Source organism: Micromonospora sp. HM134 (genome assembly GCF_007833915.1).
GTDB lineage: Bacteria > Actinomycetota > Actinomycetes > Mycobacteriales > Micromonosporaceae > Micromonospora > Micromonospora wenchangensis.
This window is the reverse complement of sequence record NZ_CP041061.1, coordinates 1,210,711-1,227,041: the sequence shown is the minus strand read 5'-3', so window position 1 is coordinate 1,227,041 and position 16,331 is coordinate 1,210,711. Positions and strand designations below refer to the sequence as shown.

At 73.8% G+C, this 16,331-nt stretch carries 18 protein-coding genes; 7 read left to right on the top strand and 11 right to left on the bottom strand.

Going from position 1 to position 16,331, the window contains the following annotated elements:
* Nucleotides 1-5: 5 nt before the first annotated feature.
* The 3 genes from FJK98_RS05785 to FJK98_RS05775 all read right to left on the bottom strand — a co-directional run bounded on the left by FJK98_RS05785 (nucleotide 6) and on the right by FJK98_RS05775 (nucleotide 2,235).
* Nucleotides 6-443, bottom strand: a complete 438-nt coding sequence (locus FJK98_RS05785; protein ID WP_145922596.1) for a nitroreductase family deazaflavin-dependent oxidoreductase — start codon at nucleotides 441-443, stop codon at nucleotides 6-8.
* 76 nt (nucleotides 444-519) lie between these two features.
* Complete coding sequence (locus tag FJK98_RS05780; RefSeq protein WP_240762619.1) at nucleotides 520-1,419, bottom strand: hypothetical protein; 900 nt, start codon at nucleotides 1,417-1,419, stop codon at nucleotides 520-522.
* Between the two features lie 222 nt (nucleotides 1,420-1,641).
* A complete protein-coding gene (locus FJK98_RS05775; RefSeq protein ID WP_145918102.1) occupies nucleotides 1,642-2,235 on the bottom strand; it encodes a pentapeptide repeat-containing protein in 594 nt (197 codons plus the stop codon).
* 77 nt (nucleotides 2,236-2,312) lie between these two features.
* Here FJK98_RS05775 and FJK98_RS05770 point away from each other — a divergent pair, with 77 nt between their 5' ends.
* Entirely contained in the window at nucleotides 2,313-3,545 is a 1,233-nt protein-coding gene (locus FJK98_RS05770) for a serine hydrolase (RefSeq protein ID WP_145918101.1), read from the top strand.
* A 41-nt stretch (nucleotides 3,546-3,586) separates the two neighbouring features.
* Here the strand turns inward: FJK98_RS05770 and FJK98_RS05765 are convergent, their stop codons facing one another.
* Complete coding sequence (locus FJK98_RS05765) at nucleotides 3,587-4,645, bottom strand: hypothetical protein (RefSeq protein WP_145918100.1); 1,059 nt, start codon at nucleotides 4,643-4,645, stop codon at nucleotides 3,587-3,589.
* Between the two features lie 127 nt (nucleotides 4,646-4,772).
* On the opposite strand from FJK98_RS05765, the gene FJK98_RS05760 reads away from it, so the two are divergent.
* On the top strand, nucleotides 4,773-5,414 hold the full coding sequence (locus FJK98_RS05760) for an NAD(P)-dependent oxidoreductase (RefSeq protein WP_145918099.1): 642 nt from the start codon (nucleotides 4,773-4,775) through the stop codon (nucleotides 5,412-5,414).
* A 67-nt stretch (nucleotides 5,415-5,481) separates the two neighbouring features.
* Here the strand turns inward: FJK98_RS05760 and FJK98_RS05755 are convergent, their stop codons facing one another.
* Nucleotides 5,482-5,946, bottom strand: a complete 465-nt coding sequence (locus tag FJK98_RS05755; RefSeq protein ID WP_145918098.1) for a PPOX class F420-dependent oxidoreductase — start codon at nucleotides 5,944-5,946, stop codon at nucleotides 5,482-5,484.
* A 28-nt stretch (nucleotides 5,947-5,974) separates the two neighbouring features.
* Complete coding sequence (locus FJK98_RS05750) at nucleotides 5,975-6,610, bottom strand: hypothetical protein (protein WP_145918097.1); 636 nt, start codon at nucleotides 6,608-6,610, stop codon at nucleotides 5,975-5,977.
* Nucleotides 6,611-6,929: 319 nt separating this feature from the next.
* On the opposite strand from FJK98_RS05750, the gene FJK98_RS05745 reads away from it, so the two are divergent.
* Complete coding sequence (locus FJK98_RS05745; protein ID WP_145918096.1) at nucleotides 6,930-7,709, top strand: D-Ala-D-Ala carboxypeptidase family metallohydrolase; 780 nt, start codon at nucleotides 6,930-6,932, stop codon at nucleotides 7,707-7,709.
* 79 nt (nucleotides 7,710-7,788) lie between these two features.
* On the opposite strand, the gene FJK98_RS05740 is transcribed toward FJK98_RS05745, so the two are convergent.
* The 4 genes from FJK98_RS05740 to FJK98_RS05725 all read right to left on the bottom strand — a co-directional run bounded on the left by FJK98_RS05740 (nucleotide 7,789) and on the right by FJK98_RS05725 (nucleotide 11,096).
* Entirely contained in the window at nucleotides 7,789-8,280 is a 492-nt protein-coding gene (locus FJK98_RS05740) for a hypothetical protein (RefSeq protein WP_145918095.1), read from the bottom strand.
* A gap of 88 nt (nucleotides 8,281-8,368) precedes the next feature.
* Entirely contained in the window at nucleotides 8,369-8,899 is a 531-nt protein-coding gene (locus FJK98_RS05735; protein WP_145918094.1) for a DUF234 domain-containing protein, read from the bottom strand.
* Between the two features lie 222 nt (nucleotides 8,900-9,121).
* Complete coding sequence (locus FJK98_RS05730) at nucleotides 9,122-9,727, bottom strand: response regulator transcription factor (protein ID WP_145922594.1); 606 nt, start codon at nucleotides 9,725-9,727, stop codon at nucleotides 9,122-9,124.
* Between the two features lie 127 nt (nucleotides 9,728-9,854).
* Nucleotides 9,855-11,096 carry a sensor histidine kinase gene (locus FJK98_RS05725; protein WP_145918093.1) on the bottom strand — a complete coding sequence of 414 codons (1,242 nt, stop codon included), beginning with the start codon at nucleotides 11,094-11,096 and terminating at the stop codon, nucleotides 9,855-9,857.
* Between the two features lie 133 nt (nucleotides 11,097-11,229).
* On the opposite strand from FJK98_RS05725, the gene FJK98_RS05720 reads away from it, so the two are divergent.
* The 4 genes from FJK98_RS05720 to FJK98_RS05705 all read left to right on the top strand — a co-directional run bounded on the left by FJK98_RS05720 (nucleotide 11,230) and on the right by FJK98_RS05705 (nucleotide 15,179).
* Complete coding sequence (locus tag FJK98_RS05720; RefSeq protein ID WP_145918092.1) at nucleotides 11,230-12,129, top strand: ABC transporter ATP-binding protein; 900 nt, start codon at nucleotides 11,230-11,232, stop codon at nucleotides 12,127-12,129.
* A gap of 5 nt (nucleotides 12,130-12,134) precedes the next feature.
* Nucleotides 12,135-12,908, top strand: a complete 774-nt coding sequence (locus FJK98_RS05715) for an ABC transporter permease (RefSeq protein WP_145922593.1) — start codon at nucleotides 12,135-12,137, stop codon at nucleotides 12,906-12,908.
* Nucleotides 12,909-12,910: 2 nt separating this feature from the next.
* On the top strand, nucleotides 12,911-13,630 hold the full coding sequence (locus FJK98_RS05710) for a hypothetical protein (RefSeq protein ID WP_145918091.1): 720 nt from the start codon (nucleotides 12,911-12,913) through the stop codon (nucleotides 13,628-13,630).
* 115 nt (nucleotides 13,631-13,745) lie between these two features.
* On the top strand, nucleotides 13,746-15,179 hold the full coding sequence (locus tag FJK98_RS05705; protein WP_145918090.1) for an amino acid permease: 1,434 nt from the start codon (nucleotides 13,746-13,748) through the stop codon (nucleotides 15,177-15,179).
* Here the strand turns inward: FJK98_RS05705 and FJK98_RS05700 are convergent.
* On the bottom strand, nucleotides 15,113-16,291 hold the full coding sequence (locus FJK98_RS05700; protein ID WP_145918089.1) for a hypothetical protein: 1,179 nt from the start codon (nucleotides 16,289-16,291) through the stop codon (nucleotides 15,113-15,115). The genes FJK98_RS05705 and FJK98_RS05700 overlap by 67 nt on opposite strands.
* Nucleotides 16,292-16,331 lie beyond the last annotated feature (40 nt).

The window sequence follows — 16,331 nt, the reverse complement described above, 5'->3', positions numbered from 1 at the left end:
CCCGGTCAGCGCCGGTGCAGCACCACCACCGGGATCTCCCGGTCGGTCTTGCTCTGGTACTCGTCGTAGGCGGGCCAGATGGCGGTCATCGTCGGCCACATCCGGGCCCGCTCGGCCGGCTCGGCGGTGCGCGCCCGCACGCCGAACGTCTCCGGGCCCACCTGCACCTCCGCCTCGGGATCGTCGAGCAGGTTGAGGTACCAGGAGGGGTGCTGGGGCGCGCCGCCCTGGGAGGCGACGATCAGGTAGTCGTCGCCGTCCCGGCCGTAGATCAGGGCGGTACGGCGCAGCCGGCCGCTGCGCCGGCCCCGGGTGGTCAGCAGCAGGGTGAACACGCCCGGCTGCCACTCGTGCCCCTCCGCGCCGCCGGTGGCGACGTACCGGCGGATGTGGTCGGCGACCCAGCCCTCGGGGCTGTCCAGCACCTGTTCGTCGGTCGGCATCGGCGTCTCCGGGTGGCTCGTGGGCATCGACCCGGCCACGCTATCCCGACATAAGCCCCGGAAAGGGGCGAACGGCTCAACGCACCGCCGCCGCCTGAAGGTTCACGTTGCCGCAGCTGTTCCGGAAGGTCCCCTCGACGGTCCAGCGGATCAGCAGCCGCTCGCCCTTCGGCACCCGGAACTTGATCACGAACTGGGCGGTGTGCGTGGTGTGCGGGTCCTCCAGCCGCAGCGTGCGGGTCGACCCGCCGGTGGACAACCGCACGTCCAGCCGCCCCTGGGCCATCCAGATCCCGGCGAACAGGTGCACCGTACGCGGTTCACCGTCGCCGGCCACCGACAGCGCGAACCCGTTGCCCGCACCGCAGACGAACACCCCGGCGCCGGTGGCGGAGACGGCCGGCACCGGGGACCCGTCGCGCCACCCGAACAGCTCGGGATTGGTGTCGTACCGGTCGCGTGCGCCCCGGCCGCCCTCGTCCCGGATCTCGCCGGTGCCGCCGCTCTTGCGGACCACGGTCTCCGGCCGGTTGAGCCCCCAGTGCACCCAGTCCCGGGTGCCCAGCGCGGTCAGGTCCACCTCGGCGGGCACGTCGGCCCGGGAGACGCCCAGCGTCGGCGCGGCCGGCGACGAGGACGCCGCCGGGGTGACCGTCGGTGTCGGCGGCTCGCTCGGCGACGGGGTGCGCTCCCGGGGTTGCAGGCCGGGCGTGGCGATCCCGGCCTCGGCCGACTCGCCCAGCCCCGCCGCCCCGGTCGGATAACCGGCCGGCGTCGGCGCGCCGGCCGGCAGCACCAGATCGGGCTCCGGCGGGTCCGAATCCGGGCCCAGATAGGTCACCAGCACCGCGAGGCAGGCCAGGGCGGCCACCGCCTCGATCGCCCAGCGGCGACGTTGCCGACGACGGGCCTCCCGCCGCTGCGCGCTGCGCGTCGTCGGGCCCGGCCCGATCCGCCAGGTCTCTTGGTCGTTCACGCGTGTCCCACTCCCCAGCCCGACGCCCGCGACCGGTCGGGGAGGGGGTGCGGTCGCGGCGTGAGCGTTCTCACGTTTTCATTTCAGGGCCGTGATGCGCCATATGCCAGCGGGTGGGCGTTTCCAGTTTGTTACCGAGTGATCCCGATGGAAAGTTTCCTACCCGATGGAAAAGTGCAGCTCAGAGCCGCAATGACGGAGAGATGGACAGGTCCGGGCCGGTCAGCGGATCTCGAAACCCAACGCCTGCGCCAGCACCATCGCCTGCTGCGGGTCGATCACCGCGCCGGCCCGCTCGACGGTCGTCGGGTCGAGCGCGGTGAGGTCGCTGCCCCGCAGGTCGGCCCCGGTGAACCGGGCCGCGCGCAGCTGGGCGGCCGAGAGGTCGACCCGGGCCAGGGTCGCGCCGCTCAGGTCCGCCCCGGACAGGTCGGCCTCCCGCATCCGTACGTCGCTGAACTGCGCGCCCCGCAGGTCGGCGCCGGGCAACCCGACGAACGACCAGTCCCCGCCCGACACCCGCAGCGGACGCAGCGCGCACTGGTCGAACGTGCTGCCGACCAGCTTGCACCCGGTGAACTCGGCCTCGAACAGGTTGCACCGGCGGAACCCGCAGCGGACGAAGGCCGAGTCGGTGTGCCGGGAGGCGTTGAACGACACCCCGCCGAAGTCGCACCCGGTGAACGAGGCGCCCCGGCTCACCGCCTCGGTCAGGTCGACGTCGGTGAAGACGCAACGCACGAAGTGCCTGTCGGTCAGCTCCTCGGCGTACCAGTCGGTGTGGCGGAACGTCTCGTCCTCGATGGTCTGCGGCACCGTCCCACCCTAGGTGCGAGCACCGACACCGCCGCCGCACCTTCCGTCCGGCGCGTACCGGCTAGTAGGTTCGGCGGGTGAGCGTGGCACCCAGCAGCGACCCGGCCCGTACCGGCTTCGACCCGGCCCGGCTGGCCCGCATCGACAAGCACTTCGGCAGGTACGTCGACGACGGCCGGCTGGCCGGCTGGCAGGTCGTGGTCACCCGCCGTGGCGAGGTCGCGCACTCCTCGGTGTACGGGCTGCGCGACGTGGAGGCGGGCACCCCGGTCGAGCCGGACACCATCTGGCGGATCTACTCGATGACCAAGCCGATCACCTCGGTCGCGGCGATGATGCTGTGGGAGGAGGGACGGTTCGAGCTGACCGACCCGATCAGCCGCTGGCTACCGGAGTTCGCCGACGTCCGGGTCTTCGACAAGGGGTCGGCGCTCAAGCCGTACACGGTGCCGGCGGTCGAGCCGATCCGGGTGTGGCACCTGCTCACCCACACCGCCGGGCTGACCTACGGGTTCGCGCAGACCTCGGTGGTCGACGCGCTCTACCGGGCAGCCGGCTACGACCTCGGCGTCCCGCCGGGGCTCGACCTGGCCGGGGCCAGCGCCGGGATGGCGAAACTGCCGCTGCTGTTCCAGCCCGGCACCGGCTGGAACTACGGGGTCTCCACCGACGTGCTGGGCCGGCTCGTCGAGGTGGTCTCCGGGCGGAGCCTGACCGACTTCCTCACCGAACGGGTCCTCACCCCGCTGGGCATGACCGACACCCGGTTCTGGGTCGACCCGGCCGACGCCAAACGGCTCGCCGCCCTCTACACCCCGCACCCGGGCACCGGCCGGGCGGTCCGCGCCGACCAGCTCGGCGCCGCCGCGCTGACCCGCCCGGAGTGCTTCTCCGGCGGCAGTGGGCTGGTCTCCACCGCCGCCGACTACCACCGGTTCACCCAGCTGCTGCTGCGTGGCGGCGAGCTCAACGGCGTACGACTGCTCGGGCCCCGCACGGTGCGCTACATGACCCGCAACCACCTGCCCGGCGGCGGCGACCTGGCGTCGCTCCAGCCGCAGGGGTTCGCCGAGACGGTGCTGGACGGCATCGGTTTCGGCCTGGGCTTCGCCGTGGTGCAGGACCCGGTCCCGGCCAAGGTGCCGAGCAGCGTCGGCGAGTACTACTGGGGCGGGCTGGCCAGCACCGCGTTCTGGGTCGACCCGGCCGAGGAGATCACCGCGCTGCTGTTCACCCAGCTGATGCCGTCGAGCACCTACCCGCTGCGCTCCCAGCTCCGCCAGCTCGTCTACGCCGCCCTGGTCGGCTGAGCCGACGGGCCGCCACCACCGGGTGGCGGCCCGATCGCGGCTCAGACCAGGTGCTGGACGCGGGTGGCCCGCACGGTCGCCGGACCACCGGCCGACAGGCCGGAGACGAGGTACGCCCGGACGGTGCCGTCCGGGCGGACGGCCCACAGGTCGGGGACGCCGTCGGCGTTGACGTCGGCCACCGAGATCGTGGTGATCGTCGTGGCGGTGTTCCAGTTGCTGGCGACGTGGTACTGGGTGTGGGTCAGCGAACCGGTGCCGTCACCGTTGTCGACCAGGGTGACCCCGGTCCAGAGGAAGAGGTCGCCGGTGGCCGCGTTGCGCAGGTACATCGCCACCCCGGTGGCCGTCTCGGTGCTGGCGATGGTCCAGTTCTGCCAGTCCGTGCCCCCGGTCGGCGTGGCGTCGGCCAACGCGACCCGGAAGAGGTAGCCGCCGGGCACCGGAAAGCTGGGGTGGTAGACCAGCCGGTGACCGTTGGTGGCGTCGCCGGTCACCGAGATCAGATCCGGATACTCCGGGTTGACGCCGTCGGCTCCGTAGGCGTTGGCCACCTGCAGCGGCGCGTTGCCGTCGTCGTCCACGAGCTGCTCGCTGCCGACGGAGATCTGGTTGCCGCTGAGGTACGGGTTGAGCATGGTGCCGTCGCCGGCTCCCCGGATGATGCTGGCGTACCCGGCAGCGGCGCCGCCGGGGTAGTAGGCGAGGAAGTCCTGCTGGTCGCCGCCGAAGAAGCGTCCCGTGACCACCTGCGCCCCGTCGAACTCGGCGGGCGAGTTGGTGCCGCCGACGCCGTTGCCGAACAACCCGATGTTGCCGGCCGGCGTGTGCACCCGACCGGTGCCGACGCCGGTGCGGCGGGACGTCAGGCCGGTCGCGGACCAGACACCGGAGCCGAGACCGACGGTGCCGCCGACGGTGACCAGGTCCGGCACCCCGTCGCCGTCGAGGTCCCGGTCGACCGGGCCGGCGACCGCCGGCGTCGGATGCCGGTCGGCCGGGGCGGCCAGTGCGGGCGCGGCCGGCACGGTCACCGCGAGGGCGAGGGCCGCCGGAGCGCTCCAGGCGAGCAACCGGCGTGGTACGGAGAGATCGGTCATGATGTTTCCCCCGTGGTCGATGGATCGGAACCGGACCGACCGTAGTCGATGTTGGCAACACTCCCCGTACCGGCCGGATCGCCCGTTACACCACCGCGACGGCGACCCGCTGCCTAGCCTGGACGGCATGGGCAACGTGGTGGTGTACGGCGCCGGGGGCACCGCAGGCTCACGGATCGCCACCGAGGCGGCCGGCAGGGGGCACCGGGTCACCGCGGCGGTCCGTCGCCCGGAGGCGGTCACCTGGCTGCCGGCGGGGGTACGCGTGGTGACCGGGGACGTGACCTCGGCGCGCAGCGTCGCCGAACTGGCCCCGGAGGCCGACGTGATCGTGGTGGCGGTCGGCGGCGGTGAGCGGGCGCTGTGGCGTACCGCGGCGGAGAACCTGGTCACCGTCCTGCGTGACCTGCCCGATCCGCCCCGGGTGATCCACGTCGGCGGCGGGGCGACCCTGCTGACGGCGCGGGACACCCCGTTCCTCGACGAGCCGGACTTCCCCGACGGGTACCGGGAACCGGCGCTCGGGCAGGCCGACGCCCTGGCCCTGTACCGCTCCTCGGCCGACGGGGTGACCTGGACGTACGTCTCGCCGCCGCCGGTGGAGTTCCACCCCGGCGAGCGGACCGGCCGGTACCGCACCGGCACCGAGCACCCGGTCACCGACGGGCAGGGCCGCTCGGTGCTCAGCTACGAGGACCTGGCGGTGGCGATCGTGGACGAGATCGAGGAGCCCCGCTACGAGAACATGCGGTTCACGGCGGCGTACTGACCGGGCGACGACGGCCGGCGCGACGGCGGCCGGCGTGTCGGAGCGGCGGCCGGCGTCGTACCGGACGTCAGTCCGCGAGGCGGGCGGGGAAGCCGCCGGTGGCGATCGGGCCCCAGCCCTCGACGGTGATCCGGATCAGCGACTTGCCCTGCGCCGTCATGGCCGCCCGGTACTCGTCCCAGTCCGGGTGCTCCCCTGCGATGCTGCGGAAGTACTCCACCAGCGGGTCCAGCGCCTCGGGCAGGTCGAGCACCTCGGCCACGCCGTCGACCTGCACCCACGGGCCGTCCCAGTCGTCGGAGAGCACGCAGGCGGAGACCCGGGGGTCACGGCGGATGTTGGTGACCTTGGCCCGTTCCGGATAGGTGGAGATCACCAGCCGTCCGGCGGCGTCCACGCCGCAGGCGACCGGGGAGGACTGTGGCCGGCCATCGGCGCGGGTGGTCATCAGCAGGACCCGGTGCCGGGGCCGGACGAAGTCGAGCAGGGCGTCCCGGTCGACCCGGGTGTTGGTTGCGACGCTGCGTGCCATCCCCCGGTTCTACCAGGCCCGCCGGGCGTCAGCCGGACCGGCCGCCGACCCGGCCCGGTTGGGCGGGGACCCGGGGCCGGGCGGCGGGCCGCCAGGCGCGCCCGTTGGCGTAGATCACCCGGAAGCCGAGGTACGCCGCGAGCGGAGCCCAGTGCGCCGAACCCATCCGCAGCTCGGCGGCGTTGTGCCGCTGGCCGTTGGCGAGCACGTCGAGCAGCACCGTCTCGAAGGCGGCCGACTCGACCCAGTCGACCTCGCGGGTGAAGCCGCAGATCAGGGCCGCGCCGGTGACGTCGAGGAAATCGCGCAGGGTGGCGTCGGAGGCGCGCAGCACCGAGCAGCTACCGAAGTAGAGCCGCCGGCCCTCGCCCCGGCCGGCCATCCGCTCGGCGACGTCGGACAGCTCGACGGAGTCCCAGTCGGTGAGGCAGAGCCGGCTGGGTTCGCCGTGCATGGCGAAGAAGCCGACCCGGTGGTCGGCGTACTGCTTGAGCAGCCACCGGTCGAGGAAGTAGAACAGCTCGTCGCGGGTGGCGGCGTCCTTGTGGATGTAGCGGATGCGGCCGAGCCGTTCGAGCAGGTCGAGGGTGGGCAGCACGGAACCGCGCTCGTTGAGGTCGCGGTGCCACTGCCCCTCGACACAGAAGACCCCGCCCCGCGCCACCGTCCCACCTCCCCGTCGCCGCCGGGACGACGTTACCGGGTCCGGGTCACGGACCCACATCACCCTCGGTGCCCGGCTGATCCGTTTCGGGGCACTTCACCGGTGTCGGAATTGGCGTCCCTCCCGTCACCGGCTGACCCCTCCTGCCCGAATCGCCATTCATCGCCATTCACAGGCAATACCCAGCTATCGCCGACTGCGAGGACGATTCCCCTTTATTGCCGCGAATCGTCCAGGTAGCTGTCAAGGTGGAAGTTGCAGGACGTCCCGGGCGATGGCCTGTTCACCACCCCATTCACTTCCAATCGGGAGGACTTCTGTGCGCCAGAACACTGTGAAGCGGGCACTCGTCGCGTTCGCCCTGGCTCTGCCGGGAGCCGCGATCGCCACGGTGGCCGCCGCGCCAGCGGCCCACGCCGACGGCTGCTACACCTGGAAACGCGACCTCTACCAGGGGCGCTCCGGAGACGACGTCCGCCAGTTGCAGATCCGGGTGGCCGGTTGGGCGGGGCGCGGGGGAACCGTCCGGATCGACGGGGACTTCGGCCCCGAGACCGCCGCCGCGGTCAAGCGTTTCCAGAGCGCGTACGGGCTGCGCAGCGACGGCGTCGCCGGCAAGCAGACCTTCAGCAAGCTCTACCAGTTGCAGGACAACGACTGCACGCCGGCCCACTTCAGCTACCGGGAGCTGGACGGCGGCTGCGGCAAGGGCGGCTGGAGCGGTGGTCCGCTCTCCGCCACCGACACCAAGGCCAACGCGGTGCGCACCATGTGGAAACTGGAGGCGTTGCGGCGCGGCCTGGGCGACAAGCCGCTCAACGTCACCAGCGGGTTCCGGGACTCCAGCTGCAACAAGCAGGTCGGTGGGGCTTCGGACAGCCAGCACCTCTACGGCAACGCCGCCGACGTGACCTCGCAGAACAGGTCGCTCTGCGAGATCGCCCGCGCCTCCCGCGACCACGGGTTCAGCGGCATCTACGGCCCCGGCTACCCCGGTCACGACGACCACGTCCACGTGGACTCGCGGCGGGAGAACAACCGGGACAACTCGACGAACCGCACCAGCTGGGCCGCTCCGGACTGCGGCGTGAGCCGCTGACCGAGACGACGGCCGACGCCGGTCCGGCCCCACGGGATCACCAGGGCCGGGCCGGCGTCGGGGCACCGGGGCCGGGCGCTCAGCTCGCCCGGGGCCAGCGCGGCGCGGCGGCGGGGGGCGTCACCGGCCGGCCGGGAACGCCGGAGCGCACACCCGGCCGCATCCCCGCCGCGGCGGGCCGCGCCCCGGGCGCGACCGGCCGACCGGCCTGGCCACGGGCCGGGTAGCCGGCCGCCGGGGCGGTCCGCGCCGGGGCCGCGCCGGGCCGGGGCGTGGTGTAGGTGAACGGGAAGGGCACGTGCACGAACGGGTTCCCGTGCCGGATCAGCGCGTCGATCTGACGCTCGTTCAGCCCGTGGTTCTCCAGCACCCGCCGCCCCCAGCGGTGCAGCCGGCACGGGTACGACGCGCCGTCGTTGCGGCACAGCGGCCCGTTGGGCCATTCCTCGGCGGCGTGCACCACGACCGCTCGCACCGCGAGCCGGACGTCCTCGGGTGTCAACGAGGCGGGCACCGGCACCTCGCCCAGAACCTGATCGATGGGGTCCGTCGACTGCTCACCAACTCGCACGGCAGGCCTCCCGCAACTCGGCAGCGACTGCGGCTGAATCGCCGCAACGCATCCTCGCGCAGTGGTACGGGCGGTGACCGGCGGCGGTTCAATCCCCCCACGCGGTGAGCAGATCCTCCGGCGTCAACACCCGCACCCCGTCCACCACCGCGCCGGCCCGGGTCACCGCCAGCAGCGGCACCTGTTCGTCGGCACCGGGCAGCCGGGGCCGGTGCAGGGTGAGCCGTCCCAGGTCGTGCCCGTCGAAGGGCCGGTTCTCCAGCCACTTCACCGAGCCGACGACGGTGATCCGCCGGGCGACCGGTCCACGGTCCGCCCCGACCAGGTCGATCTCCGGATCGTTGGTCCGGGTCCAGTAGCCGCCCACCACGCCGGTGTCCGCCGGCAGGTGGCCGGCGGGCAGCCGGCGCAGCGACTCCCGTACCACCGGCTCGATCGCCCGCCCCCGCCAGGACGTCCAGGAAGTACGCAGCCGGGCCAGGGTGAGATCGCCCCGCCCGCGCTCGATCTTAGGCAGGTACGGGCCGAGAAAGGTGAGCCAGAAGCGCAGGTACGGGTCGGCGGTGGGCTGGGCGGACGCGGTGAAGAACAGGTGCCGGCACCCCGGCCCGGTCGACAAACTCCTCGACCAGGCGGGACTTGCCGACCCGACGCCGCCCCCGCATCAGCAGTGCCCGCCCGGGGCGACCAGCCCGCCCTCCCCGGCTGACCTCGGCCAGCATGCCGTCGAGCAGGGCGAGTTCCCGGTCCCGCCCCACGAAGCCGTGCATACCCCGCTCCGATGCACCCAGATTTGATACCACCAAAAATGAGGGTCATCGAATCTGGGTGCTTCAGATCGTCACACCAGGCCCGCGTCGTGGACCAGCAGCGCCACCTGGACCCGGTTGTTCAGCGCCAGCTTGGTCAGCAGCCGGGACACGTACGCCTTCACCGTCGCCACGCTCATGAACAGCTCCGCCGAGATCTCCGCGTTGGTCCGGCCGTGGCCGAGCGCCACCGCGACCTCGTGTTCCCGCTCGGTGAGCCCGGCCAGCAGCCGCAGCGCCCGGTCCCGACGCCGGTCCGGACCCGGCGTGGGCCCCACGGTCAGGTGGCTGATCAACTGCCTGGTCACCGTCGGCGACAGGGTGGCCTCACCGGCGGCCACCCGCAGCACCGCCCGGACGATCTCGGCGGGCGGGGTGTCCTTGAGCAGGAAACCACCCGCCCCGGCCCGCAACGCGCGCAGCACCTGCTCGTCGGCGTCGAAGGTGGTCAGCACCAGCACCTCCGGCGGGTCCGGCAACGCCCGCAGCGCCTCGGTGGCGGCCAGCCCGTCGACCCGGGGCATCCGGATGTCCATCAGCACCACGTCCGGCGTACACCGGGCGACGGCGGCGGGGACCTCGTCGCCGTCGGCGGCCTCGCCCACCACCCGGACGTCCGGCACACCCCCGAGGATCATCGACAGCCCGGCGCGGACCAGCGGGTCGTCGTCGACGATCAACACCCGCACCGGGGCGGCGTCGCCGTCCGTCGTGCCGGTCACCGGGCACCGCCGGGCAGCCGGGCGGCGGTACCGGCCGGGCGGCTCATGCCGGCCACGGCAGCCGGGCCGCCAGCCGGAAGTCCCCGGTCGCCCCGTCCCGGCCGTGGGTCAGCCGGCCACCGGCCAGGGTGACCCGCTCGGCGATGCCGACCAGCCCGGTGCCGGCGCCCGGCAGGGCCGGCGCGGAGGTGCCCACCGGCCAGGGGTTGCGGATCTCCACCGCCAGCTCCCGCCCCGGGCCGCCGGCCAGCCGGACGCCGACCGTCGTGTCGGGGGCGTGCTTGCGCGCGTTGGTCAGCCCCTCCTGCACGATCCGGTACGCGCTGCGCCCCACCGCCGTCGGCACCCGCGTCGGTTCGGCGACCTCGTCGACCAGGGTGACCCGGACCCCGGCGGCCCGGGACTCGGCGATCAGCGCGGGCACGTCGGCGAGGGTGGGCTGGGGGCGTTCCGGTGCGGCGTCGCCGCCGGCGGTGTCGGCCCGGAGCACCCCGATCACCTCGCGCAGGTCCTGGAGGGCGGCGTGGGCGCTGCCCCGGATCACCCCGGCCGCCCGCGCCACCTCCTGCGGCGGCGCGTCCGGGCGGAACTCCAACGCCCCGGCGTGCAGGCTGAGCAGCGAGATCCGGTGCGCCAGCACGTCGTGCATCTCCCGGGCGATCCGGGTGCGCTCCAACTGGCGGGCCTGGTCGACGCGGAGTTGCTGCTCGGCCTCGGCCCGGTGGGCCCGGTCCCGCAGCGACAGCACCAACTGCCGGCGGGCGCGGACGAACAGCGCCCACGCCACCACGATCCCGACGAACATCAGCGTCCAGGCCACCGTCGCCCAGTAGGGCAGCGTCGGGTCGGGGCGTACGACGGTGTAGAGCGGGATGACCGCCAGGTGGAAGCTGACCAGCGCCGCGCCGATCGGCAGCGGCCGGTGGATCAGCACGGTGAACACCACGACCAGCATCGCCACCCCGGCGGTCACCGAGAACAGCGCCAGCGGCAGGCCGGCCACGGCCAGCCCGACCGGCCAGCGCCGACGCAGCCACAGCGCCGCGCAGTAGCTCAGGCCCGCCGCCAGGTCCACCCCGACCAGCCAGGACGGCCCGGCGTTGTGGGCGAACTGCGGGTCGGGCGACATCGCGTCCCCGAACGCCACCAGCGCCCAGCCGACGGCGAGCAGGAAGGCCACCGTGTCGACCAGCCAGTCCCGGGGCGTCCGCCGGGCCGCCCTCGCCTCGGGCGTCAGCGCCCCCGGCAGCAGCCAGGGATGATCGGGTACGACGGCAGCACTCACCCACCCATGCTAGAAAGCCGAACGGCGCCGCGGACACCAACCAAAGTCGAGGTCTTCGGGTAGACCGAGGTAGGGGCGGCCCTCGACCGCCGGCCGCAGCGCCCGGCCGGGTGGCTGGGACAGGCTCGACGGCATGATCGCAGTTGACCACCTCACCAAGCGGTACGGCCCGCATCCCGCCGTCGACGACGTCTCGTTCCGCTGCGAACCGGGCACGGTGACCGGCTTCCTCGGCCCGAACGGGGCGGGCAAGTCCACCACCATGCGGATGCTCTGCGGGCTGACCCGCCCGAGTTCCGGCACCGCCACCGTCGCCGGTCAGCCCTACCGCGAGCTGCCCAACCCGGGCCGCGAGGTGGGCGTGCTGCTGGACGCCTCCGCGCAGCACGTCGGGCGCAGCGGGCGGGAGACGTTGTTCCTGGCCGCCCGGATCATGGGCGTGGACGCCGACCGGGTGCCCGCGGTGCTCGACCGGGTGGGCCTGAACCCGGTGGCGGCGAAGCGGCGGGTCGGGGCGTACTCGCTGGGGATGCGGCAGCGGCTCGGCCTGGCGCTGGCGCTGCTGGGTGAGCCCCGGGTGCTGGTCCTCGACGAGCCGGCCAACGGCCTGGACCCGGAGGGGATCTTCTGGATGCGCGGCCTGCTGCGCGACTTCGCCGACCGGGGCGGCACCGTGCTGCTCTCCTCCCACCTGCTGCGGGAGGTGGAGGCGGTCGCCGACCGGCTGGTGGTGATCGGCGGCGGCCGGGTGGTCGCCCAGGGCGGCAAGGACGAACTGCTGGCCGGGGCCGGCACCCTGGTCCGGGCCCGCGACCCGCACGCCCTGCGGCTCACCCTCGACCGGGCCGGGCTGGACACCACCGCCAGCGCCGACGGCGGGTGCGTGGTCCGCGCCGAACCCGACGCCGTCGGGCAGGCCGCCGCCGACGCCGGACTGGTCCTGACCGAGCTGCGGCCGGCCGGCGGCGGTGGCCTGGAACAGCTCTTCCTCACCCTGACCGCCGGCGCGAGCACCAAGGAGGCCGTGCAGTGACCACCATGACGACCACTCCCCCCACCACCGTCCGGCCGGTCGTGGCCGGGCCGTCCCTGACCCGGCTGGTCGGGGTGGAGCTGCGCAAGCTCGGCGACACCCGGGCCGGCCGTTGGCTGCTGGCCTCGATCGGGCTGATCGCCGCCGCGATCGTCGCGCTGCAACTGCGCTTCGTCGACGACGCCGCGCAGACCTTCACCAACTTCTTCACCGCGTCGCTGGCGCCGGTGGCACTGCTGCTGCCGGTGCTGGGCATCCTGTCGATCACCGCCGAGTGGTCCCAACGCACCGCGCTGACCACGTTCGCCCTGGTGCCGCGCCGGGAACGGGTGATCGTCGCCAAGCTCGCCGCCGTGCTGCTCGCCGCGTTGGCGTCGGTGCTGGTGAGCCTGGCCGTCGCCGCCGTCGGCACAGTGCTCTCGGGGGTCACCGGCGGGTCGGGGAGCTGGGACTTCGACTGGACACTGGCCGGGCACGCCGCCGTGTTCCAGTCCATCAACGTGCTGATCGGCGCGGGATTCGGGTTGCTGCTGCTCAACACCCCGCTGGCGATCGTCACCTCGCTGCTGCTGCCGACCGTGTGGGGCATCCTGTCCGCGATGATCGCGGCCCTGCACGGCCCGGCCCGCTGGCTGGACACCTCGATCACCATGGAGCCGCTGCTCGGCCCGGACATGACCGCCGGGCAGTGGGGTCGGCTCGGAGTGTCCCTGCTGGTCTGGGTGGTCGCGCCGCTCGCCGTCGGAATGGTGCGCACGCTGCGGCGTGAGGTGCACTGACCATGCGGGGGCGGGAGCCGGACGCCGCGACCAGGGTCGGTGGTGACGTCGGGGAGCTGGTGGTGCTGTGGGTCGGCTTCCCGCTGCTGGGCGTCGCCGTGGGTGGCCTGCTGCCGCTGGTCGCCGACTGGGTGGCCGGGCTGCCCTGGGCTCCGGTGCAGGGGTGGTTCGAGCTGGTCGCCGGGCTGCCGTACCGGCGGGCGCTGGCCGGGGGCGTGACGCTCGGGGTGCTGGCCGGCCTGTTCGTCGCCCACGTCGGCACCCGGGAACGGTTGATCGTCACGGTGGACCGGGGCGGGGTGCGGTGGCGGCGCGACGGCGTCGACCGCGAGCTGCCCCGGCGCACCGTCACCGCCGTCTTCGTCGACGGCAGGGAGCTGGTGCTGCTCGGTCCGGCCGGCGCGGAGCTGGCCCGGGAACGCTCCGACCTGAGCCGGCGGCGACTGCGGGACGCCTTCGACGGGCACGGGTGGCCGTGGCGGGACGCCGACCCGCACCGGGAGGCGTACCGGCGGTGGGTGGAGGGGTTGCCCGACCTGCCGCCGGGGGCGGACCCGCTGCTGCGCGCCCGGCAGCGGGCCGTCGACGCCGACCGGGCGCGCGACGTCCGGGAACTGCGAGGGGAGCTGGCCCGGATCGGGGTGGTCGTCCGGGACGAGGGCGGACGGCAGTACTGGCGGCCGGCTCCGCGCCCGGGTGGGCAGGCCCCGCCGCAGCCGTAGCCCGGTGCCCCGGCCCGGCGTCCCGTTCGAGCGTGACCGGGTCGTTGCCGATTGTGCATCCGCCGCACAGGGAGTATCAACCAAGGTGGATGTACTCCGGCGGAAGGGGACGACGATGGCCTCCACAGTCGACCGCGGCGGGATCTTCCGCCGCAAGCCGGTCGAGGAGATCGCCGACGAGACCGACCAGGGGTTGTCCCGTTCGCTGGGGTTGTGGCAACTCACCGCGATCGGCGTCGGCGGCATCATCGGGGCCGGCATCTTCGCCCTGGCCGGGGCGGTCGCCAACGAGACCGCCGGGCCGGCCGTGCTGGTGTCGTTCCTGATCGCCGGGCTGGCCAGCGCGGCGGCGGCGCTGTCGTACGCCGAGTTCGCCGGCATGATCCCCAAGGCCGGCTCGGCCTACACCTACGGCTACGCGGTGCTCGGCGAGGCGGTCGGCTGGTTCATCGGCTGGGACCTGCTGCTGGAGTACACCGCGATCGTGGCGGTGGTGGCGATCGGCATCTCCGGCTACTTCGGTTTCCTCGTCGGGCAGCTCGGCGTCGACCTGCCGGCCTGGATGCTGGGCGCCCCGGGCACCGGCGACGGGCACGTGGTGGACCTGTTCGCCGTGCTGCTCTGCCTGCTGATCGCCTTCCTGCTGACGTTGGGCATCCGGACCGCCGCCCGGTTCGAGACGGTCGTGGTCGGGGTGAAGGTGGCCGTGGTGCTGCTGGTGATCGTGGTCGGCTTCTTCCACGTCCGCACCGCCAACTACTCGCCGTTCTTCCCGTTCGGGCTCGGTGGGGCGTTCACCGGCGCGGCCACGGTCTTCTTCGCCGTGTTCGGCTACGACGCGATGAGCACCGCCGCCGAGGAGTCCCGCGACGCCCGCCGGCACATGCCGAAGGCGATCGTCTGGTCGCTGGTCATCTCGATGGTGCTGTACGTGCTGGCCACCCTGGTGCTGACCGGGATGCAGAACTACCGGGACATCGACCCGGAGAGCGGCTTCTCCTCCGCGTTCGCCTCGGTGGGGCTCTCGGGCCTGGCCAGCGTCATCGCCGTCGGGGCGATCATCGGCATCCTGACGGTGATGTTCACCTTCATGCTCGGGGTGACCCGGGTGTGGTTCTCGATGAGCCGCGACGGCCTGCTGCCGGCCTGGTTCGCCAAGGTGCACCCGGTCCGACGGGTGCCCACCCGGGTCACCTGGATCGTCGGGGTGGCCTCGGCGGTGATCGCCGGTTTCCTACCGATCCGGCAGGCCGCCGAGCTGACCAACATCGGCATCCTGCTCGCCTTCGTGGTGGTCTGTGTCGCGGTGATCGTGCTGCGCTACCGCAGCCCGGACGCCCCACGGACGTTCCGGCTGCCCGGGATGCCGGTGGTGCCGGCGCTCGGGGTGATCTTCTCGATCTGGCTGATCAGCTTCCTCGACCACGTCACCTGGCTGCGGTTCGCCGCCTGGTTCCTGCTCGGCGGGCTGATCTACGCGTGCTACGGGTACCGCCGCTCGGCGCTGGCCGGGCGCGCCGACCCACCGGCCGACAAATCCGGGCGGTGACCGCGCCGCCCCGGGACGCCCGCCGTCCGGGCCAGCAACAGCGCGGTGCCGAGGCCGGCGACCAGGCCGGCCAGCGCGGGGAGCACGTCCGGGTCGCCACCGCCGACCGGGCTGTTGCCGGCCAACGCGGTCAACGGCGCGCCCGGTGAGAGGGCCGTGCTGACCAGCAGCGCGACGTGCCACAGCGCGCCCGGGGCGAGCAGGGCCACCGCGCCGGGCAGCGGGTAGCGCCGCGCCGGCAGGGCGGGCCGGGTCAGCAGCGTCACCCACAGCAGCAGGACCGCGCCGAGCAGCGCCACCGGCACGAGCCGGTCGGCCGGCCCGACGAGCCGGATCAGCGGCAGGCCGACCCCACCGGCCACGGCCAGCCCCACCGCCAGCACGAGGCGACGTCGACCTCGTGCGGGAGCGGCGGCCAGCGCACCGGCCACGGTCACCGCCAGCAGGAGCAGAGCGGTGGCCAGGGTCGCCGGGCCGAGGGCGGGTTCCCGGTCGGTCGGCGACCGGGTCAGCACGGCGGTCAGCGCCAGCGCCGCCGCGACGGCGGCCACCCCGGCCAGGACGGCCCGGTCCCGGCCGCCCGTCCGGAGCGGGCCCGCCGGAAAGACGGTACGGTCCGACCTGGCCACTACCGCCGCGCCGGGCGTGTCTCCCGGGCCGGTCCCGTCCGCCCGGCGGTGGGGACCGTCCACACCGGTCGCGCCGTCCCGGCGTACGGCGAGCAGCACGGTGATGGCGACGGCCAGCCAGCCGGCGGCGACGAGTGACACGGTCGCGCCGGGGCCGGTGGGGTCGGCCCGGTCGACGGCGACGTCGGCGGCCAGCGCGCCACCGCCGAGCAGCACGGCCGGCACCAGCCACGAACGCCGGCCGCCACCGGCCAGCACCAGCCCGGACGCTACCGCCATCAGTGCCAGGAAACGCAGGTCACGGGCCCAGTAGGTGGACGCCTCGGGGAGCCGCTCCGACCACGGGCCGACCGGTTCGGTGAGCGGTTGCCACACGGTCATGCCGACCGCCCAGAGCGGCACCGCCAGGGCGGCGAGCCCGACGCCGACGGCGGCGAGCCGGCCGCCCGATCGCGGAGCGTGACCGGCCGGGATGGGCATCATGGATGGTCAGACGCCATCCGGGCGGCTACGGTTCCCCCTC